The sequence below is a fragment of the Sphaerisporangium sp. NPDC051011 genome (assembly GCF_040653595.1).
In the GTDB taxonomy this organism is placed as follows: domain Bacteria; phylum Actinomycetota; class Actinomycetes; order Streptosporangiales; family Streptosporangiaceae; genus Sphaerisporangium.
This window is the reverse complement of sequence record NZ_JBFAGG010000005.1, coordinates 482,613-504,862: the sequence shown is the minus strand read 5'-3', so window position 1 is coordinate 504,862 and position 22,250 is coordinate 482,613. Positions and strand designations below refer to the sequence as shown.

20 protein-coding genes are annotated in these 22,250 nt (G+C 73.1%); 10 read left to right on the top strand and 10 right to left on the bottom strand.

Annotation, left to right across the window (positions count from 1 at the left end):
* Positions 1-54 precede the first annotated feature (54 nt).
* Both AB0H21_RS15035 and AB0H21_RS15030 read left to right on the top strand, forming a co-directional pair.
* Positions 55-3,135, top strand: coding sequence for a glycosyltransferase (locus tag AB0H21_RS15035; RefSeq protein ID WP_358516497.1), 3,081 nt, complete (start codon positions 55-57; stop codon positions 3,133-3,135).
* 116 nt (positions 3,136-3,251) lie between these two features.
* Positions 3,252-5,033, top strand: coding sequence for a DUF5719 family protein (locus AB0H21_RS15030; RefSeq protein ID WP_358516496.1), 1,782 nt, complete (start codon positions 3,252-3,254; stop codon positions 5,031-5,033).
* 291 nt (positions 5,034-5,324) lie between these two features.
* Here AB0H21_RS15030 and AB0H21_RS15025 read toward each other — a convergent pair whose 3' ends face one another.
* Positions 5,325-5,720 carry a metallopeptidase family protein gene (locus tag AB0H21_RS15025; protein WP_358516495.1) on the bottom strand — a complete coding sequence of 132 codons (396 nt, stop codon included), beginning with the start codon at positions 5,718-5,720 and terminating at the stop codon, positions 5,325-5,327.
* A 438-nt stretch (positions 5,721-6,158) separates the two neighbouring features.
* Between AB0H21_RS15025 and AB0H21_RS15020 the strand changes: the two genes are divergently transcribed.
* The 5 genes from AB0H21_RS15020 (at position 6,159) to AB0H21_RS15000 (ending at position 10,511) form a co-directional block, all read left to right on the top strand.
* Positions 6,159-6,524: a DUF3499 domain-containing protein gene (locus AB0H21_RS15020; RefSeq protein WP_114031452.1), complete on the top strand. Its 366-nt coding sequence runs from the start codon at positions 6,159-6,161 to the stop codon at positions 6,522-6,524.
* A gap of 296 nt (positions 6,525-6,820) precedes the next feature.
* A complete protein-coding gene (locus AB0H21_RS15015; protein WP_358516494.1) occupies positions 6,821-8,173 on the top strand; it encodes a phosphomannomutase/phosphoglucomutase in 1,353 nt (450 codons plus the stop codon).
* Positions 8,170-8,349 (top strand): Trm112 family protein, encoded by a 180-nt coding sequence (locus AB0H21_RS15010; protein WP_358516493.1) that lies wholly within the window; start codon positions 8,170-8,172, stop codon positions 8,347-8,349. Before AB0H21_RS15015 ends, AB0H21_RS15010 begins: the two co-directional genes overlap by 4 nt.
* Complete coding sequence (locus tag AB0H21_RS15005; protein ID WP_358516492.1) at positions 8,346-9,467, top strand: SIS domain-containing protein; 1,122 nt, start codon at positions 8,346-8,348, stop codon at positions 9,465-9,467. Before AB0H21_RS15010 ends, AB0H21_RS15005 begins: the two co-directional genes overlap by 4 nt.
* Before the next feature lie 63 nt (positions 9,468-9,530).
* Positions 9,531-10,511 carry a cation diffusion facilitator family transporter gene (locus tag AB0H21_RS15000; RefSeq protein ID WP_358516491.1) on the top strand — a complete coding sequence of 327 codons (981 nt, stop codon included), beginning with the start codon at positions 9,531-9,533 and terminating at the stop codon, positions 10,509-10,511.
* Between the two features lie 138 nt (positions 10,512-10,649).
* Here AB0H21_RS15000 and AB0H21_RS14995 read toward each other — a convergent pair whose 3' ends face one another.
* Complete coding sequence (locus AB0H21_RS14995; protein WP_358516489.1) at positions 10,650-10,988, bottom strand: MerR family DNA-binding transcriptional regulator; 339 nt, start codon at positions 10,986-10,988, stop codon at positions 10,650-10,652.
* Positions 10,989-11,100: 112 nt separating this feature from the next.
* On the opposite strand from AB0H21_RS14995, the gene ahcY reads away from it, so the two are divergent.
* The gene (gene ahcY / locus AB0H21_RS14990; protein ID WP_358516488.1) at positions 11,101-12,528 is read left to right on the top strand and encodes an adenosylhomocysteinase; all 1,428 of its coding nucleotides are present in this window, start codon (positions 11,101-11,103) and stop codon (positions 12,526-12,528) included.
* 93 nt (positions 12,529-12,621) lie between these two features.
* The gene (locus tag AB0H21_RS14985; protein ID WP_358516487.1) at positions 12,622-13,872 is read left to right on the top strand and encodes an adenosylhomocysteinase; all 1,251 of its coding nucleotides are present in this window, start codon (positions 12,622-12,624) and stop codon (positions 13,870-13,872) included.
* Between the two features lie 182 nt (positions 13,873-14,054).
* On the opposite strand, the gene AB0H21_RS14980 is transcribed toward AB0H21_RS14985, so the two are convergent.
* The gene (locus AB0H21_RS14980; RefSeq protein ID WP_358516486.1) at positions 14,055-14,912 is read right to left on the bottom strand and encodes an RDD family protein; all 858 of its coding nucleotides are present in this window, start codon (positions 14,910-14,912) and stop codon (positions 14,055-14,057) included.
* A gap of 37 nt (positions 14,913-14,949) precedes the next feature.
* On the opposite strand from AB0H21_RS14980, the gene AB0H21_RS14975 reads away from it, so the two are divergent.
* Entirely contained in the window at positions 14,950-15,939 is a 990-nt protein-coding gene (locus AB0H21_RS14975) for a stage II sporulation protein M (RefSeq protein WP_358516485.1), read from the top strand.
* Between the two features lie 36 nt (positions 15,940-15,975).
* Here the strand turns inward: AB0H21_RS14975 and AB0H21_RS14970 are convergent, their stop codons facing one another.
* The 7 genes from AB0H21_RS14970 to AB0H21_RS14940 form a co-directional block, all read right to left on the bottom strand.
* Positions 15,976-16,386 (bottom strand): NUDIX domain-containing protein, encoded by a 411-nt coding sequence (locus AB0H21_RS14970; protein WP_358516483.1) that lies wholly within the window; start codon positions 16,384-16,386, stop codon positions 15,976-15,978.
* A gap of 146 nt (positions 16,387-16,532) precedes the next feature.
* Positions 16,533-16,691 carry a hypothetical protein gene (locus AB0H21_RS14965; protein ID WP_358516481.1) on the bottom strand — a complete coding sequence of 53 codons (159 nt, stop codon included), beginning with the start codon at positions 16,689-16,691 and terminating at the stop codon, positions 16,533-16,535.
* A 102-nt stretch (positions 16,692-16,793) separates the two neighbouring features.
* Positions 16,794-17,774 carry a metallophosphoesterase gene (locus AB0H21_RS14960; RefSeq protein ID WP_358516479.1) on the bottom strand — a complete coding sequence of 327 codons (981 nt, stop codon included), beginning with the start codon at positions 17,772-17,774 and terminating at the stop codon, positions 16,794-16,796.
* Between the two features lie 158 nt (positions 17,775-17,932).
* Positions 17,933-19,291, bottom strand: coding sequence for a DUF58 domain-containing protein (locus AB0H21_RS14955; protein ID WP_358516477.1), 1,359 nt, complete (start codon positions 19,289-19,291; stop codon positions 17,933-17,935).
* A complete protein-coding gene (locus AB0H21_RS14950; RefSeq protein WP_358516562.1) occupies positions 19,291-20,286 on the bottom strand; it encodes a MoxR family ATPase in 996 nt (331 codons plus the stop codon). The genes AB0H21_RS14955 and AB0H21_RS14950 overlap by 1 nt, the downstream gene beginning before the upstream one ends.
* A 68-nt stretch (positions 20,287-20,354) precedes the next feature.
* On the bottom strand, positions 20,355-21,548 hold the full coding sequence (locus AB0H21_RS14945) for a DUF4350 domain-containing protein (protein ID WP_358516475.1): 1,194 nt from the start codon (positions 21,546-21,548) through the stop codon (positions 20,355-20,357).
* On the bottom strand, positions 21,545-22,234 hold the full coding sequence (locus AB0H21_RS14940) for a DUF4129 domain-containing protein (RefSeq protein WP_358516473.1): 690 nt from the start codon (positions 22,232-22,234) through the stop codon (positions 21,545-21,547). The genes AB0H21_RS14945 and AB0H21_RS14940 overlap by 4 nt, the downstream gene beginning before the upstream one ends.
* Positions 22,235-22,250: the final 16 nt, after the last annotated feature.

Sequence of the window (22,250 nt, the reverse complement as noted above, 5' to 3'; positions counted from 1 at the left end):
GGTGCCGTATCGTGATCGGCGCAAGCCACACGAGCCAGCAAGGACACCACCTCCGTGCACCCGCAGCGCGCCTCCGTCACCGCGATCGTCGTCGCCCACGATGGCGCCCGCTGGCTGAAGGAGACGCTGCAGGGTGTGCTGCGGCAGTCGCGGCCCCTCGACCGGCTCGTCGGCGTCGACAACGGCAGCCGTGACGGCAGCGGGCGGCTGCTCACCGAGGCGTTCGGCGCCAACGGCGTGATGTCCCTGCCCCGCTCGACGAGCTTCGGCGAGGCCGTCGCGGCGGTGCTGGAACGCCTGCCCCGGGCGGGCGCCGACGAGTGGATCTGGCTGCTCCACGACGACTGCGTGCCCGACCGCCACGCTTTGGAGGCCCTGCTGTGGGCCGCGGCGCAGGACGAGAAGGCCGCCATCCTCGGCCCGAAACTGCGCGACTGGCTCGACCGCCGCCTCCTGCTCGAAGCGGGAGTCACCGTCGACCGCTCGGGCCGCCGCGACACCGGCCTGGAGCCCCGCGAGTACGACCAGGGCCAGCACGACGGCGTGAAACAGGTGCTGTCGGTCTCCACGGCCGGCATGCTGATCCGCCGCGACGTCTGGGAGGCCCTAGGCGGCCTGGACCCGGCGCTGCCGCTCTTCCGTGACGACCTCGACCTGTGCTGGCGCGCGACCTCCGCCGGGCACCACGTCCTCAACGTCACCGCCGCCGTCGCCTGGCACGCCGAGGCCGCCGCGCGCCGCCGCCGCCGCGTCACCGCGAGCACCGACCACCCGCGCAGGCTCGACCGGCGCAACGCCATGTTCGTGATCATGGCGAACCTGCCGTTCCGCTCGCTGGTGTGGTCGCTGCTGCGCAACACCGTCGTCTCCCTGTTCCGCACGCTCCTGCTGCTGCTCGCCAAACAGCCGGCCAACGCGCTGGACGAGATCGTCGCGCTCGTCTCCGTGCTCGCCCATCCGCTCCGCCTCATGAAGGCGCGGAAAGCACGCAAGAAGGGGCGAAAACAGGGCTATCCAGACGTCAAACGGCTGTTCACGCCGTCGAGCATGGCCGTGCGGCGGCTCGCCGACATGGTTCAGGGCTACCTGTCCGGGTCCGGGCCCATCGACTCGGCGGGCCGCCACCACGCCGTCATCTCCGACTCCAAGGAGGACGAGGGCGACGAGCTTCTGACCGACGCCGGGCTGATGCAGCGCGTCTTCGGCAACCCGGGCGTCCTGCTGTGCCTCGCGCTGATCGCGGTCACCGCGGTCGCCGAGCGCTCACTGCTGACCGGCGGCCTGCTCGGCGGCGGTGCGCTCGTCCCCGTCGTCGGCGGCGCCTCCGACCTCTGGCACTTCTACACCTCCGGCTACCACGCCGCCGGGCTCGGCTCCGACGGCTGGCCCCCGCCGTACGTCGCGATCGTGGCCGCCCTGTCGGCGCTCTTCTTCGGCAAGACATGGCTGGCCGTCTCGGTGCTGCTGCTCGGCTGCGTGCCCCTGGCCGGCGTCTCGGCCTACATCGCCACCCGGTCGATGATCTCGTTCCCGCTCGCCCGCGTCTGGCTCGCCGCCTCGTACGCGCTGCTGCCGGTCGCCACCGGGGCCGTCGCGGGCGGACGGCTGGGCACCGCCGTGGTCTTCGTCCTGCTCCCGGCGTACGCCGCGCTCGCCTCACGGGTCCTCACCGCCGAGCGTCGCGTGGCCCGCCGCGCCGCCTGGGCGCTCGGGCTGCTGCTGGCCGTCGGCACCGCGTTCGCGCCGCTGGTGTACGTGCTGGTCGCGCTGCTCGCCGGGCTCGCCGCCGTGTCCTTCGGCGGCGTACGGCGCGGCGTCGGGCTCTCGCTCGGCATCGCGATGGCCGTCCCGATCCTTCTGCTGTTCCCGTGGCTGGCGCAGATCGCCTCCCACCCCGGGCGCATCCTGCTGGAGGCCGGGCTGCACCGGCCGGGCCTCGCCGACCCCCGCCTGCCCGCCGACGCGTTGCTGCTGCTCAGCCCGGGCGGGCCCGGCGTGCCGCCCGTGTGGGCGACCGGCGGCCTGATCACCGCCGCGCTCGCCGCCCTCCTGTTCCGGCGGCACAAGATGGTCGTCATCGTCGGCTGGGGCGTCGCCCTGTTCGGCGTCCTGGTCGCGATCGTCGTCGCGCGCGTCCCGGTCGAGGGGGCCGCCGCCTGGCCGGGCGTGCCGCTCGCCTTCGCGGCCACCGGCCTGATCGCCGCGGCCGCCCTCACCGGGCACCACGTCCTGGAGTTCGGCAGGACGGGCGGCCTGCGCCGCGTCGCCGCCGCCTTCGTCGTCATCGTGGCGTCCGCGACGCCGCTGCTGGTCGCGGGGCTGTGGGTCAAGGACGGCGTGACCGGGCCGCTCAAGCGCGGGGTTCCCGCCGTCGTCAGCGACTTCGCCGCCGCGAGCACCACCCCCGGCGACGCCGCCGAGACGACCATCGTCATCCGCTCCGAGCCCGGCGGGCGCATCGGCTTCACCGCGCTGCGCGGCCGCTCGCCCCTGCTCGGCGAGACCGACCTGCCGGTGTCCGCCCAGATGCGCGCCCGGCTCACCGACATCGTGGCCGGGGTGGTGTCCGGCCGGGGCGGCGACGACGCGCTCACACTCGCCTCCTACGGCGTCCGCTTCGTGGCCGTGCCCGCCCCGGTCGACGAGGCCGTGCGTCGGGCACTGGACTCCGACCCGGCGCTCACGCGGGTCAACCTGTCCGCCGACGGAGGGTTGTGGAACATGACCCGGCCCCTCGGGCGCGCCTACCTGCTCGGCCAGGACGGGCGGCGCACGCCCGTCGCGGCGGCCGAGGCACCGGGCGGCGGCGTGACGGCGACCGTCCCCGCGGGCCCCGCCGGGCGCACGCTCGTCCTGGCCGAGCCCGCCGGGGGGTGGACGGCCACGGCGGGCGGCACCACGCTCGCCGGGCGCACCGTCGACGGGTGGGCACAGGGCTACGACGTGCCGGCCGTGGGCGGTCGCGTGACGATCCACCACGAATCGTTCTGGCACGACGTGTGGCTGTGGGCCCAGCTCGGGCTCGTCGCCCTCGTGCTCGTGTTCGCCTCGCCCGGCTCGCGCGGCACCGAGGTCGCGGAGGACTACGCGGAGGCGCCCGTGGAACGCGAGCCCGAGGGGGTGCTGGTCCCGTGACCCAGTGGCAGCCACCGAGGGACCCGAACCAGCGACCGGACGGCACCGGCCCGGGTGGGGCGACGCCGCCGTGGGACGGTGCCGGTCATGGTGGGGCGACGCCGCCGTGGGGAGGCGTGCCCGAGCCCTTCGCGGGGCTGAGGCCGACGCCCGCCCAGGAGGACGCGCCGGGCGCGGATTCGGAGTCGCGCTACGGACGCACGGGCCGGGCGATCGACGGCGAGACCATCGGCGGCCCGCCGGACGGCGCGACCGTCCCGGGCCGGGCCGGAGGCAGGCGCGCCGGGTCCAGGCGGGCCGACGCCAAGGCAGGGCGGCAGGCTCAAGCGGACACCCGCCGGGCGGAGGGATCACGGCGAGGCCGGGGCGGCGGGCGTGCGTCCGCGGGCGCCGACGGCGGTACGGCACCGGGCGGCGGCCGTGGGCTGATCGAGAACCGGTTCACGTTCCTCGCGCTGGTCCTCGTGGCGCTGGCCGCGCTGTTCGGCGTCGCCTTCGTGACCCGTCCGGCCGCCGTCGCCGCGCCCGCCGCCGTCCCCGGCAGGGTCGCCGTCGAGTCCGTCACCGCCGTCTGCCCCGACCCCGGGGGTGCGCGCGTGAGCGCCGTCACCCCGCCCGGAGGCCAGGGCACGGGACGGGCCACCGTCGCGGAGGTCTCCAAGAACACGGTGGACCCGCAGGGCCTGGACGCCGCGGGCGACGGCAGGGCCAGGGCCGTGCTCGACCGGCCCGGCGCGCTCTGGCAACAGGAGGTGCCCGCCAAGGCGGCGCCGCTGCAGATCTCGGGCACCGGCGCGATGGCGGCCGGGCTGGAGGCCGCGCAGACCAGCCGGGTGACCGACGGCGCGGCGCGCGGGCTGGCCTCGGTACGGTGCGCCGAGCCGGGCGCGAGCGCCTGGTTCGTCGGCCCGGGGCCCTCCACGGCCGACGTCACGCTCTACCTGACGAACGCCGACGCCGCGCAGGCCGTCGTCACCGTGCTCGTCTACGCCGGCGAGGGGCCCGTCGTGGGCGAATCCGGCAACGGCGTGGTGCTCAAACCCGGCGAACACCGCGCGATCCGGATGCGCGACCTCGCGCCCTCGCCGCTGATCATGGCCGTCGAGGTGCGCACCATCAGCGGCCGGGTGGCGGCGTCCGCGCGGGCCGCGCTCGGCGCGGGCAAGGGGGTCGACTGGCTGCCCGCCGCGGCCGCGCCCGCCAAGAGCATCGTCGTCCCGGGCATCCCCGGCGGCGGCGGGCTGCGGGAGCTCTACGTCACGGCGCCGGGCGAGCGCGACACCGTCGTGCGGGTGAAGGCGCTCACCGCCGACGGCTTCTACGCCATGAAGAACCGCGAGACGCTGGACGTGCCCGCCGGGTCCACCGCGTCGCTCGACCTGTCCACCGGCATCGGCGGCCAGCCGGCGGCGATCGTGCTGAGCGCGGACGTGCCGATCGTGGCGGGCGTGATGGCGACCGGCACCGGCAGCAAGCAGGACGTCGCGTTCAGCGCGGGCGCGCCGCCCATCGACATCGGCAGCGTGGTCGCCGACAACCGCGCCGGAAAGAAGATCTCCTCGCGGCTGATCCTCTCGGCCCCGGGCGCCGCCGGGAAGGTGCGCGTGCAGACGCTGCCCGTGAAGGGGGCCGCGCCCGCGCCCGTGGAGGTCGACATCCCGGCGTCCCGCACCAAGGAGGTCAAGCTGGCGGCCCCCGGCGGGCGGGGCGACTACAGCGTGGTCGTGCTGCCGCTGCCCGGCTCGGGCCCGGTGTACGGCGGGCGCGTGCTGGACGAGCGGGCCCCCGACGGCCTGTACCTGACCACCCAGCCGCTGGCCCTCGCCCGGACCTCCGCCGTGGTGCCGCCGATCGCCGAGTCGACGGACGTCGTCCTCCCGTCAGCTTCTCGGTCGTGAACGACCGAGCTTGCAGCTCCTCGCCGTCGATGGCGTCGACGGTCCGGGCCGCGTACGGCAGCGTGACTCACTGCCCGGCATGGCAAGCCATGCCGCGTGTCGCAGTGCCGATAACGGATCGGAGAGCCGTTCCCCAGCGAACCGGGTGCGTTCAATCCCGTCACTGCATCACCGAGAGCAACACCGAAACCACAAGCAGGGAAACCGTTCCTCTCGGGTGTGAACACCCGAGGTTCCTGGCTAGACAGCGCTGAACACGCGTCGGCGCGGCGCCGCTGTGACGGCGGCGGCCTAGTGGCGGTCGTCGTAGCCGGGGTCGACGGTCTCGGGGGACAGGCCCAGAAGGTTGGCGACCTGCTCGACCACCACGTCGTGCACGAGCGCGCCCAGCGTGTCGCGGTCGCGCGCCCTGGCCTCCAGGGGACGGCGGTAGACCACGACGACGGCCGGGGAGCCGCCCGCGGCCGGTTGGGCGCGGCCGAAGGGGATCGGGTCGGAGGAGAGCCTGCCGGGCCCGTCGAGCAGTTCGTCGGAGGGCGGGACCTCCTCGACGGCGAACTCGACCGCCGAGAGCTGCCCGCCCCACTTCGGCTTGAGCCGGTCGACCGCGTCCAGCACGAAGTCGTCGAAGCGCTCGCTGCGGGCGCGGGCGATCGGCACGTTCGACGGGGCCAGCGGACCGCGCATACCGCGGCCATGCCGGTCCCGCCGCCGCGGACCGTTAGGGCGGGGCTTCCCGCCAGGGGCCGAACTCACACAGCAAGCCTAGATCGTGCCCGGGTAAGTACGCCCCTCCTGCCACCGCCCTCCATGATCCCGTCCAGCCCTCCGGCCCACCCCGAACACGCCGTGCCGGAGGCTCAGCCATAGGCAGGTTCGGGGCGCGGCGGTGTTCTGGAGTCCTCACGCGCGAGGGTGAGGAACGATCCCTCGCGTGTGAGGGCGGAAGAACGCCGCCTAAAGTGCGCCCAGAACCCGCCGTGCCGGAGGCGCGGCCATAGGTACGGCCATAAACACAGGTCATAGGGGCCGTAAATGGAAGGCAAGTGTCCGAATTGTGGCGACACGCTCGTTAAGAGGTGCCGGGTGGTGGCAATGTCAACGCGGACCGGATACGGTCCCTCCGTGAGCCCCGTCCGCAGCTGTTCCCGTACCGCCTGCAGGCAGCCTGCCGTCTTCACACTCACGTACGTCTACGCCGACTCCACCGCGGTGCTCGGCCCGCTTGCGACGTACGTCGAACCACACTGCTACGACCTGTGCGCGGACCACGCGGAGCGGCTGACGGCCCCGCGTGGGTGGGAGGTCGTGCGGCTGCCGTCGGAGGCGGGCCAGCCGAGCACGGACGACCTGGAGGCCCTGGCCAACGCCGTGCGCGAGGCCGCGAGGCCCGCGCCCTCGTCGGGGGAGCCGGTGGGGCAGGGGGTCGAGGTCGGGCGGCGCGGCCACCTGCGGGTCCTTCGCTCGGCCCAGCAGAACCGCGAGCGCTGACGGGACGCCGCGAACCGGTGGGGTTCTGTCCGAAATGCGGGGTCTTGCGGGGTGAACGCCGGATCGTCGGCCGGGCGGGGGGCGATGGTCCGAGATCGTGTACTACGTCCGATCCGGGGCTTTGCCCGGTTTTCCGAAAGGTTCACCGAGGTCGGCCGTGTCCTTGTCCCGAAAGGACACTTCGCCGCCCGGGGCGCGCCGGGGAAGGCGGGCGGCTCCGTCCGCGGGTTCGTCAGGCACCCTGACAGAACGCAGTAGGCTCGATCCGAAAAGACGTGACTAGGGGCGGAGCGGCTGTGGGCGACCTGGCCAAGATCTTCAAGGCGTACGACGTCCGCGGCGTTGTGCCCGGCGAGCTGGACGAGCGCACGGCCGAGGCCGTCGGCGCCGCCTTCGTCGAGGTCCTTGGCGCCGGCTCCGTGGTCGTCGCCCGCGACATGCGCGCCTCGTCCGGCCCGCTCGCCGCCGCCTTCACCCGGGGGGCCACCGGCAGGGGCGCCGACGTGGTCGACGCCGGGCTCGGCTCCACCGACCTGCTCTACTACGCCAGCGGAAGCCTGGGGTTACCGGGCGTGATGTTTACGGCCAGTCACAATCCCGCCCGCTACAACGGGATGAAGATGTGCCGCGCCGGCGCGGTCCCGGTGAGCGCCGAGACGGGCCTCACGAACATCCGCGACCGCGCGGCCGAGCTGCTCGCCACGGGCGTGTCCGGTTCGGGCGCCGGCACGGTGGTCCGGCGTGACCTGCTCGACGGGTACGCCGCCCACCTGCGCGGTCTCGTCGACCTGTCGGGCATCAGGCCGCTCAGGGTCGTGGTGGACGCCGGCAACGGCATGGCCGGCCACACCGCCCCCTCGGTGTTCGCGGGCCTTCCCGTCGAGCTGATCCCGCTCTTCTTCGAGCTGGACGGCGAGTTCCCCAACCACGAGGCCAACCCGCTGGAGCCGGACAATCTGCGCGACCTACAGAAGACCGTCCTCGACAAGGGCGCAGACCTCGGCCTTGCCTTCGACGGCGACGCCGACCGCTGCTGGGTGGTCGACGAGCGCGGCGAGTCGGTCTCGCCCTCGGCGATCACCGCGCTGGTCGCGGTGCGGGAGCTGGCCAAGCATCCCGGCGCGCGGGTGGTCCACAATCTGATCACCTCCCGGGCCGTCCCCGAGATCATCGCCGAGCACGGCGGCGTCCCGGTCCGCACCCGCGTGGGGCATTCGTACATCAAGGCCGAGATGGCCCGCACGGGCGCGGTCTTCGGAGGCGAGCACTCCGCCCACTACTACTTCCGCGACTTCTGGTTCGCCGACTCGGGCATGCTGGCGGCGCTGCACCTGCTCGCGGCCCTCGGCGAGCGGGACGTCCCGCTGTCGGACATGCTCGCCCGCTACTCCCGCTACGCCGCCTCCGGCGAGATCAACAGCACCGTGGGCGACCAGTCCGCCGTCGTCGCCCGGGTCCGCGACGCCTACGCGGGCCGTGAGGGCGTCGAGATGGACGATCTCGACGGACTCACCGTCTCGGGGCCGGGTTGGTGGTTCAATCTTCGTCCGTCCAACACAGAGCCGCTTCTCCGTCTGAACGCCGAGGCGTCGGGCGAGAAGCAGATGGCGGCGGTCCGTGACGAGGTCCTCGCCGCCGTGAGGAGTTGACCGTGAAGATCGACGACTGGCTGCTCGACATCCTGGCCTGCCCGAACTGCAGGTCGGCGCTCAACGTCGTGCCCGACACCGACGAGCTGGCGTGCGGTTCGCAGACCTGCGGGCTGATCTACCCCGTCCGGGACGACATCCCGGTGCTGCTGGTCGACGAGGCGCGCAAGGCGTGAGCTCGTTCGAGCCCGAACGGCTGGATGACGTCGCCTTCCTGACCGAGGGCGACCCGGAGGGCATGCTGCCCTCGGTGGCGACGTCCGGCGCGCAGGTGCGCACCTCGCACCGGGCGGCGCTGGAGGCCGGCGTGGCCAGGCTGTCCGCCGAGGGGCGGCCGAGGGCGCTGGTCGTCGCGGGCATGGGCGGCTCGGCCCTCGCGGGCGACATGCTCGCGGCCGTGTGCGGCGGCGGGGTCCCGATCCCGATCGTCACCGTGCGGTCCTACCGGCTGCCGGGCTGGGTGGGGGCCGCCGACCTGGTGGTCGCGGTGTCGTCCTCGGGGGCGACCGAGGAGACGACCGCGCTGGCCCTGGAGGCCGTGCGACGCGGCAGCCGCCTGGTCACCGTCGGCCGTCCGGGCTCGCCGCTGGCGGCGATCGCCGAGCAGTCGTCCGGGCTGCACCTGCCGATCGTGCCGGTCGCGGGGGCCGTGGGCGGTCCGCGGGCGAACCTGTGGGGCACGACGATGCCGCTGCTGGCGATGGCGTCGGCGCTCAGGCTGGCCGACATCGGCCAGGACGCGGTCGAGGCCGCGGCCACGCGCCTGGAGGACATCGCGCACCGCTGCCGGCCGTCGAGCGAGTCGTTCATCAACCCCGGCAAGACGCTGGCCATGGAGCTGGCGGGCACGATTCCGATGATCTGGGGCACGTCGCCGATCACCACGGCGGCCGCGCGCCGGCTGGCGTCCCAGCTCAACGTGAACGCGAAGTATCCGGCCATCTGGGGTGAGATCCCGGAGGCCAACCACGACCAGATCGAGGCGCTCGACGGTCCTCTGGCCGAGCGCGACATCTTCGGCGACTCGTCGTCGCCCACGCTGCGGCTGTTCGTCCTGCGCGATCTCGACGAGCATCCCCAGGTCGGCAAGCGCCGGGTGAACTCCGTACGTATCGCGCGCGATCGGGGCGTTCCGGTCAGCGAGATCACCGCCGAGGGCGCGCATCCTCTGGAACGGCTGGCGTCGCTGGTCGGCCTGGCCGACTATGGAAGCGTGTATCTGGCCCTCGGGTTCGGCATCGATCCGGCACCGGTGAGCGCCATCGTCGAACTCAAGTCGAGAATTTCCCAATAAGATCTGCCGTGACCGCTTTGGCGGTTATGGAAGGTCAGCCGGACGGATGGATGGACACAGCGGGTGAGCGCGAGCGGCGGTAGTAAGGCGATCATCGCGGCGCTGGGGGCGAACCTGGCGATCGCGGTGGCGAAGTTCGTGGCGTTCCTGTTCACGGGTTCCTCCTCGATGCTCGCCGAGTCGGTGCACTCGGTCGCGGACTCGGGCAACCAGGCCCTGCTGCTGCTCGGCGGCCGGCAGTCGAGGAAGCGCGAGAACCGCAAGCACCCGTTCGGGTACGGCCGCGAGCGCTACTTCTACGCCTTCGTGGTCGCGGTCGTGCTGTTCACGATCGGCGCGGTGTTCTCGCTCTACGAGGGCGTCGAGAAGATCATGCACCCGCACGACGTCGAGGCGCCCGGCTGGGCCTTCGGCGTCCTCATCTTCGCGATCATTGCCGAGGGGTTCTCGTTCCGCACCGCGATCAAGGAGTCCTCCGAGGTCAAGGGCCGGGAGTCCTGGTTCGCGTTCATCCGCCGCGCCAAGGCCCCCGAGCTTCCCGTCGTGCTGCTCGAAGACTTCGGAGCGCTGCTCGGCCTGGTCTTCGCGCTGTTCGGCGTGGCGATGGCCGTCGTCACCGGCGACGGCGTCTGGGACGGCGTCGGTACGCTCATGATCGGCATCCTGCTGGCGATCATCGCGGTGATCCTCGCGATCGAGACCAAGTCCCTGCTCATCGGCGAGAGCGCGGCGCCGGAGGCCGAGCGGAAGATCTGCGACGCGCTGGAGTCGAGCGACCGGGTAACCCGGGTCATCCACCTGCGCACGCTGCACCTCGGCCCCGAGGAACTGCTGGTCGCGGCGAAGATCGCGGTGGATCACGACGACACGGCGGCCGAGGTCGCCAAGGGCATCGACGAGGCCGAGCGGCGCATCCGCGAGGCCGTGCCGATCGCCAGGGTCATCTACCTGGAGCCCGATCTGTACCGCGCGGACAGGGCCGCCGAGAACGGCGCTCCCGGCGCGGCCAGGTCCTCCGAGCCCGCCCCCGCCGACCGCTCCTGACGCCTTTCAACGCGATCGACTCCGCGGGGAAACGGGTTCGACCCGGCGCCGGGCCGGCATGGACGTCCGCCCGGTCGGTGCCCTCCGCGGACGGCCACGGCTCCGGCAGGCCGTCGCCGCCCGAACCGGGCCCGCGGGTCAGCGTCCCTGAGGGCGCAGGAGCCGCAGGGCCTTCTCCTTCTCGAAGTCCAGGGCGCGGCGCGGGGCGTGGATGCGGCCGATGCGCAACCCCAGTTCACGGACGGCCTGGGCGACGGCGGGCTCGCTGAGGACGCGCAGGCCGAAGGCCAGCTCGGCGGGGGAGACGTCGAAGCGCCGCTCCAGCTCCATCGCCTGCGTGACGGCGGCGAGCTCGTCGGGCCCGAACCGCCGGTGGGATCCCTTGTTCCGCGTGGCGGGCAGCAGCCCGAGGGCCTCCCGGTAGCGGAGCATCCGGGGAGACATACCCAGGCGTTTCGCCGCCTCCGTGATTCGCATAGAGAGAAGTCTTACATTCTTTTGTCAGTTTCGCAGTTCTGGGGATGCATTGGGGGCTGACCGACTCTTACACTCGCAGAGAAGCAATGATCCGGGTTGAGGGGAACACACGATGGACTTCAAGGTCGCCGACCTTGCGCTCGCCGACTTCGGCCGCAGGGAGATCCAGCTCGCCGAGCACGAGATGCCCGGCCTCATGGCGGTCCGCCGCGAGTACGCCGAGTCGCGTCCGCTGGCCGGTGCGAAGATCATGGGCTCGCTGCACATGACCATCCAGACCGCTGTGCTGATCGAGACGCTGGTGGCCCTCGGCGCGGACGTCCGGTGGGTGAGCTGCAACATCTTCTCCACCCAGGACCACGCCGCCGCCGCCGCCGTGGTCGGCCCCGATGGCACCGTGGACGACCCCAAGGGCGTGCCCGTCTTCGCCTGGAAGGGCGAGACGCTGGAAGAGTACTGGTGGTGCACCGAGCAGGCCCTGAGCTGGCCCGGCGGCGGTGGCCCCAACATGATCCTCGACGACGGCGGCGACGCCACCCTGCTCGTCCACAAGGGCGCCGAGTACGAGAAGGCCGGCGCCGTCCCGACGGCCGCCGAGGGCGACCCCGAAGAGTGGAAGATCATCCTCGACCTGCTCCGCCGCACGGTGACCCCCGAGGGCCGCTGGACAACCGTGGCGCAGGGCATCAAGGGCGTCACCGAGGAGACCACCACCGGCGTCCACCGCCTGTACGAGATGTTCAAGAGCGGCACGCTGCTGTTCCCGGCCATCAACGTCAACGACTCGGTCACCAAGTCGAAGTTCGACAACAAGTACGGCTGCCGCCACAGCGTGATCGACGGCCTGAACCGCGCCACCGACGTCCTGATCGGCGGCAAGGTGGCCGTGGTGTGCGGCTATGGCGACGTGGGCAAGGGCTGCGCCGACGCGCTGCGCGGTCAGGGCGCCCGCGTGATCATCACCGAGATCGACCCGATCTGCGCCCTGCAGGCGGCCATGGACGGCTTCCAGGTCACCATCCTGGAGGACGTCGTCGGCATCGCGGACATCTTCGTGACGACCACCGGCAACTTCGACATCATCACGGCCGACCACATGAGCCGGATGAAGCACAACGCGATCGTCTCCAACATCGGCCACTTCGACAACGAGATCGACATTGCCGGCCTCGCGCGCGTGCCGGGCATCGTGAAGACCGAGGTCAAGCCGCAGGTCCACACCTGGACGTTCCCCGACGGGCACGCCATCATCGTGCTCGCCGAGGGCCGCCTGATGAACCTCGGCTGCGCCACCGGCCACCCGAGCTTCGTGATGTCGAACTCCTTCACCAACCAGGTGATCGCGCAGATCGAGCTGTTCACCAAGACCGAGCAGTACCCGATCGGCGTCTACGTCCTGCCCAAGCACCTGGACGAGAAGGTCGCGCGCCTGCACCTCGACGCGCTCGGCGTCAAGCTGACCGAGCTCACCAAGGCCCAGGCCGAGTACATCGGCGTGGACATCGAGGGCCCCTACAAGCCGGACCACTACCGCTACTGATCCGGCGGCTCCACCGCTTGTACGGCCTCGGGTCCCCGCGCGGGTTCGCGCGGGGACCCTTCGCCACGAAACGCACCACCTGAGGAAACGGAAATGGAAGCGCAGGACGCGTCGCTCGCCGGGGCCGGGGAACGCCGGATCGACTGGGCCATGCGCTCGATGCCGGTGCTGCGGGCCGTCGCGGCGCGGTTCGAGGCGACGCGCCCGCTTGAGGGTCTGCGCGTCGCCGCGTGCCTGCACGTCACGGCCGAGACCGCCGTGCTGGTCGGCACGCTGAAGGCCGGGGGCGCCGCGATCGCCCTGGCCGCGTCCAACCCGCTGTCCACGCAGGACGATGTGGCGGCGGCGCTGCGGACGTACGACATCGCGGTGCACGCCCGCGCCGGGGTGGACCGCGACACCTATTACCGGCACATCAACGAGGCGCTCGACATCGCCCCCGACCTGGTCCTGGACGACGGCTGCGACCTGGTCAACACCCTGCACACCGAGCGCGTCGAGCTGCTCGACGGGGTCAGCGGCGGCTGCGAGGAGACCACGACCGGCATCATCCGGCTGCGCCAGATGGCGGCCGAGCAGGCCCTGCGGTTCCCCATGGTCGCCGTGAACGACACCCGTACCAAGCGCATGTTCGACAACCGGTACGGCACCGGCCAGTCGACGCTGGACGGCATCATGCGCGCCACCAACACGCTGATCGCGGGCCGCACGGTCGTCGTCGCGGGGTTCGGCTTCTGCGGGCGCGGCGTGGCCGAACGTGCCCGGGGCCAGGGGGCGCGGGTCATCGTCACCGAGATCGACCCGGTGAAGGCGCTGGACGCGAGCCTGCACGGCTACGAGGTGCTGCCGATGTCCGAGGCGGCCCGCACGGGCGACCTGTTCATCACGGTCACCGGCAACCGCGACATCATCAGGGGCGAGCACCTCGCCGAGATGAAGGACGGTGCGATCCTCGCCAACGCCGGCCACTTCGACGTCGAGATCGACGTGCGCGCGCTGGAGGGCATGGCGCAGGACGTGCGCCTCGGCGTCCGGCCCCACACCGACGAGTACGTCCTGGCCGACGGGCGGCGGCTGCTGCTGCTCGCGGAGGGCCGCCTGGTCAACCTGACCGCCGCCGAGGGCCATCCCGCGGCCGTCATGGACATGTCCTTCTCCGCGCAGGCGCTCGCCGTCGCCTGGCTGGCCGCCGAGCGGGCGCGGCTCGCGCCGGGCGTGTACGACGTGCCGGCGGACATCGACGCGGAGGTCGCGCGGCTGAAGCTCGCCGCGGCCGGCATCGCCATCGACGCGCTGACCCCCGCCCAGACCGACTATCTGCGGTCCTGGCGATTCGGCTCCTGAGGCGCCCGCGCTCCTGCCGTGAGGCCCGCACGATAGGGAGTTGGGGTGGGTATGGCCGGCGCGACCTCTCCCGCGCGCGCCGGGCCATACCCGTTCCCACGTGGCGAACCAATGCCCCAGTGGCTCGCCGGACGTCTCAGTGCCCCTCGTTCGGCGTTGTATGCACCGGCTTGGCGAAAAACCTACGCGGGAGGCGTGAAGCCGCCCGGCGTGGGCGTCGTCGTCCCTGGTGAGCCCGTGAAAACGGGCTGTGGGAGCGGGGCGGGAAATCCCTGTGGCGGCGCGGCGGCGGGACGCATCTGGCGCGCCAGCCGTACCTCGGTGCGGCGGCGGCGCTCGGCCAGGACGGCGGCGAGGTACGCCCACGCCGGCGCTCCCGGCGGAGGCGGCGGGGAGACGTACGAGGCGAACTGCGCGGCGATCCGCACGCCCATCTCGTGCCTGACCTGCGGCGAGAGCTGGGGCAGCCGCGACAGGTACTGCCGCGCGGTCGCCGCGAGCCCCTCGGGCAGCCGGGACAGCTCCAGCGTCGTCGCCCAGGCGGCCAGCGCGGGCGGCATCTGCGGCGGCGGAGACTGGCGCGGCCCGCGCTCGGAGATCACGATCGTGCCGGAGAAGATGTCGCCCAGCCGCTTGCCCCGCTCGGAGACCAGCGAGCTGATGAGCGCGGGAGCGCCGAAGAAGAACCAGAACTCCACGAGCCCCGCGAGCCCCCGGAACAGCGCCTGCCGGAACCGCTCGGGCCCGCCGTCGTCGCTCACGACCCGCAGCCCGAGCGCCAGCTTGCCCAGACTGCGGCCGCGGCTCAGCGTCTCGAAGATCACGGGGTAGCCGACGACGACCAGCGCGCTCATCAGGATCGCCATCGCCACCGCGACGGCCTCCTCGGCGACGAACGTCACCATGCCGAGCAGCAGGCTGATGCCGAAGAGGCCCGCGAGCTGCACCGCCATGTCGATCGCCAGCGCGAGCGCGCGGCTCGGCATCTGCGCGACCCGTACCTCGACGACGACCGCCTCACCGGTCACGACATCAGCCACGCCCCCACCCTATCCACCGGGACAATAGGCTCTCCGCGTGGACATCGACGCGTTTGTCTCCGCGAACCAGCCGACCTGGGATCGGCTGGAGACCCTGGTGCGGCACCGCGGGTCGCTGACCGGGCCTGAGGTGGACGAGCTGGTCGACCTGTACCAGCGGGTCGCGACCCATCTGTCCATCGTCCGGTCCGGTTCCGACCCGCTGCTGGTCGGCCGCCTGTCGGCGCTGGTGGCGCGGGCACGGTCGGCGGTCACCGGCGCGCACACGCCCGCCTGGCGGGAGTTCGCCCGGTTCTTCACCGTGTCCTTCCCCGTGGTGGCCTACCGCGCCCGCTGGTGGTGGGTGGCGACGTCCGCGGTGTTCCTGCTCGTCTCCACCGTGGTCGGCTACTGGGTCGCGCGGAACCCGGACGTCCAGGCGGCCATCGCCGGCCCTGAGCAGATCAGGCGACTGGTCGAGGAGGACTTCGCGAACTACTACTCAGATCACCCGGCCGGGGCGTTCGCCGGTCAGGTCTGGATCAACAACGCCTGGGTGTCCATGCAGGTCATCGCCATGTCCGTGGTGCTCGGCGTTCCGATTCCGTACGTGCTGTGGCAGAACGCCGAGAACGTCGGCGTCTCCGCCGGGCTGATGGCCTCCCGGGACAAGCTCGACGTGTTCTTCGGCCTGATCACCCCGCATGGCCTGCTCGAACTCACCGCCGTCTTCCTCGCCGCCGCCGTCGGGATGCGCCTCGGCTGGACGGCCGTCGACCCGGGGCCGCGAAGGCGCGGCGAGGCGCTGGCCGAGCAGGGCCGCGCCGTGGTGAGCGTCGCCCTCGGGCTGGTCGTGGTGCTGCTGGTGTCGGGCCTGATCGAGGCCCTCGTCACGCCGTCCCCGCTGCCCACGTGGGCGCGCATCGGCATCGGCGTGGTGGCCGAGGCGGCGTTCCTCGCGTACATCGTGTACTTCGGCCGCCGCGCCCTGCGGGCGGGGGAGAGCGGCGACGTCGAACGCGCCCCCGACATCGCCCCGTCGAGCTGACGGGCGCGACGCCGGGGGGCTGATCATCGTCGGCGCTCAGACCCGTCCGCCATGTGAGACGAGGAGCCGGTGCTCGGGCTGGATGTCGTCCGGCAGATCGTCCGGGTCGAACCACCCGGCCTCCAGGATCTCGAACGAGTTCACCCGCATCGTCCCGCCGACCGGCTCGGCCTCGTACGCGACCTCCATGCGCATCTGGAACCCGCTCTTCACGTGCGCGATCCGCCGGACCCGGACTTCCAGCCCGGTCTCCTCCCGCACCTCCCGGGCGAAGGTCTCCTCGAACGTCTCCCCCTTGTTCGCGTACCCGCTGGGCAATCCCCACTGCCGCCCTTCGGGCCAGAACCGGTGCTTCAGCAGCAGCACCCGCCCCGCGCCGTCCCGGACGACCCCGGTGACCCCCACCATGAACCGCGCCCGCCGCCGCCGGACCCACTTCCTCAGCATGGTCCCTTATAGCCGAACGACCACCCCGCCCCCAACCGCACATACCCGTGAACGCGAAGGGCGCCCGTCGCGGTACCCGGTGGATACCGTGACGGGCGCCCGTGCTCGCAGGCGCCGGAGCGGCGCCTGCGCCGATCCGGATGGGATCACACGTCCATGCACCACATCCAGCCGTGCCCGCCGATGTAGCAGCGGTACCACTCGGGCGCCATCGCGTTCGCGGGGGCGCTGGTGGCGGCGAGGGCGGTGCCGGCGATGGCGACGGCCGCGGCGGTCATGGCCGCGCGGCGGACGAGCTTGCGCATGTTCATCTCCAAAAGGGTCGCGGTGCTGCGGACCCCCTTAGACAATCGGACCGCGCTTGGACCGGTCTTGGAGGCCGCTGCAACCGCAGCCCGACGGACCGGTCACGCGGCCGGGACGGTCCGCTGCTCCCAGGAGAAGACCTCGGGGGACTTCGGCTTGACGGTGACGCGCAGCCACTGGCTCGCGGTGTCACCGAAGGTCTCCAGGCGGGTCAGGTTCGGCACGCCCGCGTAGTTCGGCTCCACCTCCTGGATGTGCTCGTCGCCGTGGACGAGCAGGACCGGCTTGCCGTACGCGCGGGACCGCTGGACGATGCGCTCGCGGATCTCCGTGAAGCCCTGGGTGGCCGTGGGCTCCGCCTGCATCAGGAGCAGGACGCCGGGGGCGTGGGTGCGGCGGGCGGTGTCGAAGGCGTGGTCGATCCAGGCGAGCGCGGCGGCCTTGCGCGCCTCGTACTCGGCCAGCCGGAGTTCGGGCCGGTCCCCGCCGGGCAGCTGGTCCCACGGGGCCAGGTCGTTGACGCTTCCGACGACGTGCACCGCGGCGAAGACGACGTCCTTCTCCGTGAACAGCGTGTTCTCCACGTAGTCGCGGTGGCGGCGGTCGTAGGCCTGGGTCTCCACCCGCATCGGGTGGCGGCCGAGAGTGCGCCCGGGGACCGGGTAGAAGATCCGGCGCACCGCTTCGAGCCGCTCCGTGGGCAGGAAGCCGCCCGCCGCCTTGCGGTGGCAGTCGGTCCAGTCGTTGTCGCCCGGGGTCAGCACGAACGGGTCTTCGAAGGTCTGGTACTGCTTCTGCGTCGCGGTCAGGTGGGCGTCATCGCAGGAGGTGGACCCGCTCTTGACGTCACCCGCGTGCAGCACGAGCTTGACGTCCTTGTCGGAGTTGATGTCCTTGACCAGGTTCGGGAACGCCGCTTCCTGAGCCGGGCCGTAGGGGGTGTCACCGAGAAGGGCGAAGGTGAACGACGGCCCACGGCCGCGCTCGTCACCGTGACCGGACCCGGAGGCCAGGGCGGGCGAGGCGATCCCGGCGGTCAGCGACGCGGCGACCAGGGCTGAAGCGAGCAGTGATTTGCGCATAAGGCAATCTTTCGCCCGTGGCCGCCACGGTTCGATGACACCGAACCGACGCCCCAGGAAACCCTCGCCCAACGACTCTGATCATCTCCGCCGCTCACGGACGCAGGTCAGGCGGGCGGGCCGAGGAGGAAGCGGGTGGCCTTTCAGGGGTGCCAGGGTCAGAGGCGGCCGGCGGCCTTCAGGGCCAGGTAGGCGTCGGCCAGGGCCGGGGCCAGGTCGTCCGGGGTGGCGTCCACGACCTCGCAGCCGTGGCGGCGCAGGCGGGCCGTCAGCCGGGCGCGCTCCCCGCGCAGGTGCTCGGCCGCCGCCGCGTCGTACACCGTCTCGGCCGTGCCGCGGCCCGCCGCCATCTCGGCCACGCGCGGGTCGGCGACGGCGGCGACGAGCACGAGGTGGCGCGCGGTGAGCTGCGGCAGCACGGGCAGCAGGCCCTGGTCCATGGCGGCGGGGTTCAGGTCCGTCAGCAGGACGACCAGGCAGCGCCGCCTGGCGCGGGACATGACGGTGGCCACCATGCGCTCGGCGTCGGCCTCCACCAGCTCGGCCTCGATGGGGGCCATCACGTTGACCAGCGCGGACAGCGAGTCGGTGCGCGAGGCGCCGGACGTCCACGCGCGGGCGACACGGTCGTGCGCGAGGAAGTCCACCCGGTCACCCGCGCGGGTGGCGAGGGCGGCGAGCAGCAGCGCCGCGTCCATCGACCAGTCCAGGCGCGGCCACCCGGCGGAGTTCGCGGGGACGGCGGGCGCCGGAGCGGGGCTGGCGAGGTGCGGCAGGGGCGAGGCGCCCACGCGGCCCGCCGAGGTGCGGCCGGAGTCCAGGACGATCAGCACCCGCCGGTCGCGCTCGGGCCGCCACGTCCGGACCACGACGTCCGCGCGCCGCGCCGTGGCACGCCAGTCGATCGACCGGACGTCGTCGCCGACGACGTACTCGCGCAGGGAGTCGAACTCGGTGCCCTGGCCGCGCACCAGCGCCGGGTGCACGCCCTCCAGCTCCCGCAGCTTCGACAGCTTGGCGGGCAGGTGCTTGCGGCTCAGGAACGGCGGCAGCACGCGCACCGTCCACGGCACGCGGTGAGACCCCTGCCGCGCGGCCACCCCGAGCGGCCCGACCGAGCGCACCGTCACCGTGACGGCCTCGCGGTCGCCGCGCCGCGTCGGCGTCAGCATCGTGACCAGGCGGCGGCGCTCCCCGGCGGGGACGTCCAGGCGCAGGTGACGGGGGCTCGCGCCCGCCGACGGAGGCCACGCGTCGCGCAGCACGCCCCGCACGCGGCGGCGTCCCGGATTCTCCACGATCAGCTCGACGGCCACCGACTCGCCCAGGCGGACGAGCCGCTCGCCGCCGCGCCGGAAGCGCAGCGGGCGCACGCCGCCGGCGAACAGCAGGTCCACCACGACCAGTGTGCCGAGCACGAGCAGCAGGCCGAGCACCGCGTACACGGGCCGCGGCGCGACCACCACGACGATCGCGCCCAGCGCGGCGATCAGCCCGGCGCGGCCCGTCAGCGCCATCAGCGGGGAACCGGGACCGAGGCCAGCACGCCGTCCAGCAGGCCGTCGGCCGTGGCGCCCTCCAGTTCGGCCTCCGGGCGCAACTGCACGCGGTGGCGCAGGGCGGGCTTGGCGAGCGCCTTGACGTCGTCGGGCGTGACGTAGGAGCGGCCCGACAGCCACGCCCAGGCGCGGGCCGCCGCCAGCAGTGCCGTCGCGCCGCGCGGAGAGACGCCGAGCTGCAGCGAGGGCGACATGCGCGTGGCCCTCGCCAGGTCGACGACGTAACCGAGCACCTCGGGCGCGACGTGCAGCTTGGCGACCTCGGCCCGCCCCGCGGCGAGGTCGGCGGCCGACGCGACCTGCTTGACGTGCGAGAGGTCCTTGGGGTCGAAGCCCAGCGCGTGGCGTTCGAGCACCGCGATCTCCTGGTCGCGCGGCGGCAGCGGCACCGTCAGCTTGAGCAGGAACCGGTCGAGCTGCGCCTCGGGAAGCTGGTAGGTGCCCTCGTACTCGATCGGGTTCTGCGTGGCGATCACCACGAACGGGTCGGGCAGCTTGACGGGGGAGCCGTCCACGGTGACCTGGCGCTCCTCCATGGCCTCCAGCAGAGCGGCCTGGGTCTTCGGCGGGGTGCGGTTGATCTCGTCGGCGAGCAGCAGGTTCGCGAAGATCGGGCCCTCGCGGAAGGCGAACTCGGCCGTCCGCGCGTCGTAGACCAGCGAGCCGGTGACGTCGCCGGGCATCAGGTCGGGGGTGAACTGCACCCGCTTGAAATCCAGGGCCAGCGTGGCGGAAAGGGTGCGCACGAGCAGCGTCTTCGCCACGCCGGGCACGCCTTCCAGCAGCACGTGGCCGCGGCACAGCAGGGCGATGACCAGGCCGGTCACCACGGCGTCCTGCCCGACGACGGCCTTGCCGACCTCGGCGCGCAGCGCTCCGAGCGCGTCCCTGGCCAGGTCTCCCTCGCGCGTCCCCTGGACGGGCGCGGGGGCCGCCTCGGCCGGGGGCCGCAGCCCAGGGGGCACGGGCGTGGTGGGCCAGTCGGGCGATGGCCGGGACGGGCCTCCGGGCGGAGGAGTGGTCACGACTCTCGTACCTGCCTTTCCAAGGTGTCCAGGTGGCCCGCCAGGGCGACGAGCGCGGCGTCGTCCGCCGGTATCGGGCCGTACATGACCGAACGGACCCAGACCGCGTCCCGCCCCGACTTCAGGGCGGCCGCGGCGACGATCTCGGCCGGGGTGGCGTCGGCGGGCAGGCCGAGCCGGGGGGTGAGCCGGGACGCGCTCGCCGCCCGCAGCGCGGCGGAGGCGCGGTCGCGGGCGCGGCGGGCGCGGTACAGGCGGCCTCGCCCCTCGGCGGTCTCGGCCGCCCGGACGACCACGGGCAGCTTCTCGACCACCACGGGGCCGAGGCGGCGGCCCCGCCACAGCGCCACCACCAGCAGGGCGATGACGAGCTGGACCACCCCCCAGATCACCCCGGCCGGGATCAGATCGGCGGGTGTGGCGTCGCCCGTGCCCACGGCGGCCGGCGTGTCGCCCGGCACCAGCCAGATCAGCACCGGTTTGGCCCCGGCGAGGTTGAGCGCGAGCGCCGCGTTGCCGTCCTCGCCGAGCCGCTGGTTGGTCATGAAGGAGCCGTCCCCGGCGACGGTCACCGTGGACGGGCCGGTGAGCGGGCCGAACGTGCGTACCAGGCTCGGCCCTTCGGGCCCCGCGTAGCAGCCGAGGGCGCCCCGGCCGGGCACGTCGAAGGTCACGCCGCCGATGTACGCGCTGCCCGCGCGGGCGGCGGCGGGCAGCGCGCAGCCCGGTTCCCGGGAGCGCAGGGACGCCGCGGATCTGGGCGTGATGCCGGGGGCCAGCAGGGGCAGGCCGGAGTTGACGCCGATGATCAGCCGGTCGGCCTGGGTTCCGGCGAGCCGCTCCAGGTCGTCCTGGGCGAGGGACCAGGTGTCGTACACCAGGAGCTGGCTGTCCGGCCCGTCCAGCCGTTCGACCTCGTCCACGGTGGTGACCCGCTCGACCCGGACACCGCGGTCGGCCAGAAGCCGGGCGAGGGCCTTGGAGCCCTCCAGCGTCGTGTCGGCCGGGTCCAGGCGGCGGCCCTCGGTGGAGGTGCCGGTGACCAGCGCGGTCGCCACGGCGACGAGGACCACCAGCAGGCCGAGCGCCACGAAGCCGCGGCCGCCCCGCCACAGGCCGCGGGCTGTGACCGACACCGGGGCCGAGGTGTCCGACGCGCGCGGAGCGCTCATCGTGCTCGTCGTGCTCATCGGCCGGCCTCCGGGGGCCGCGCGCCCGCCGTCGCGAGCGTCGCGGGACGGGCGGCGCGCAGGTCGTCGTCGAGGGCCGTCATCGTCGCGTAGTCCTGCGCCGATCCGGGGTCCTGGCCGTAGGTCACGTCGTCGAACAGCCGCGCGGCCCGCGCGAGCCGGTCGGCGAACCCTGGCAGCTCGGCGCCCGCGGCCGCCGCCAGCTCGTCCGCCGTGCGCCCGGGCTGGGGCGCGACGAGCGCGCGCTGCTCCAGGTCGCGGGCGATGGCGCGCAGCCGTTCGCGGACGGCCTCGGCCCAGCGGGACTCGCCGGCCAGGCGCTCGGCCTCCCGCCGGTGCTCGTCCGCCGTGAGCTCCCGTGTGCCGAACAGGCCGTCCTGCGCCGCGCGCCGGCCGCGCGTCGCCTTCCTCGCCTGCCAGACGACCAGCCCCGCCAGCGCGGCGATGAGCACGATGATGACGGCGAGCGCCACGACGCCCCCCGGGACACCTCCGGGCGCGCTGTCCAGCAGGCCGTCGAAGAACTCGCCGATGATCCTCACCACGCGGTCCAGCAGCGATTCCTGCTGGTACTCGGGCCGGAGCAGCTCTTCGATGGCCTTGCGGCGCGCTTCGTCGCGGCCGATGTCGTCGAAGATCTTCAGCAGGGTCGGCAGGCCTGGAGGCCAGGGCACGGCGCCGGTCACGGACATGATCATAGGA

What these genes read in the sequence shown, in the direction of transcription:
- AB0H21_RS14965 (WP_358516481.1), bottom strand. Translation starts at nt 16,691, where the DNA reads ATGCGCAAGCTCGTCCGCCGCGCGGCCATGACCGCCGCGGCCGTCGCC.
- AB0H21_RS14960 (WP_358516479.1), bottom strand. Translation starts at nt 17,774, where the DNA reads ATGCGCAAATCACTGCTCGCTTCAGCCCTGGTCGCCGCGTCGCTGACC.
- AB0H21_RS14945 (WP_358516475.1), bottom strand. Translation starts at nt 21,548, where the DNA reads ATGAGCACGACGAGCACGATGAGCGCTCCGCGCGCGTCGGACACCTCG.
- AB0H21_RS14995 (WP_358516489.1), bottom strand. Translation starts at nt 10,988, where the DNA reads ATGCGAATCACGGAGGCGGCGAAACGCCTGGGTATGTCTCCCCGGATG.
- AB0H21_RS14970 (WP_358516483.1), bottom strand. Translation starts at nt 16,386, where the DNA reads ATGCTGAGGAAGTGGGTCCGGCGGCGGCGGGCGCGGTTCATGGTGGGG.
- AB0H21_RS14955 (WP_358516477.1), bottom strand. Translation starts at nt 19,291, where the DNA reads ATGGCGCTGACGGGCCGCGCCGGGCTGATCGCCGCGCTGGGCGCGATC.
- AB0H21_RS14985 (WP_358516487.1), top strand. Translation starts at nt 12,622, where the DNA reads ATGGAAGCGCAGGACGCGTCGCTCGCCGGGGCCGGGGAACGCCGGATC.
- AB0H21_RS15025 (WP_358516495.1), bottom strand. Translation starts at nt 5,720, where the DNA reads ATGCGCGGTCCGCTGGCCCCGTCGAACGTGCCGATCGCCCGCGCCCGC.
- ahcY (WP_358516488.1), top strand. Translation starts at nt 11,101, where the DNA reads ATGGACTTCAAGGTCGCCGACCTTGCGCTCGCCGACTTCGGCCGCAGG.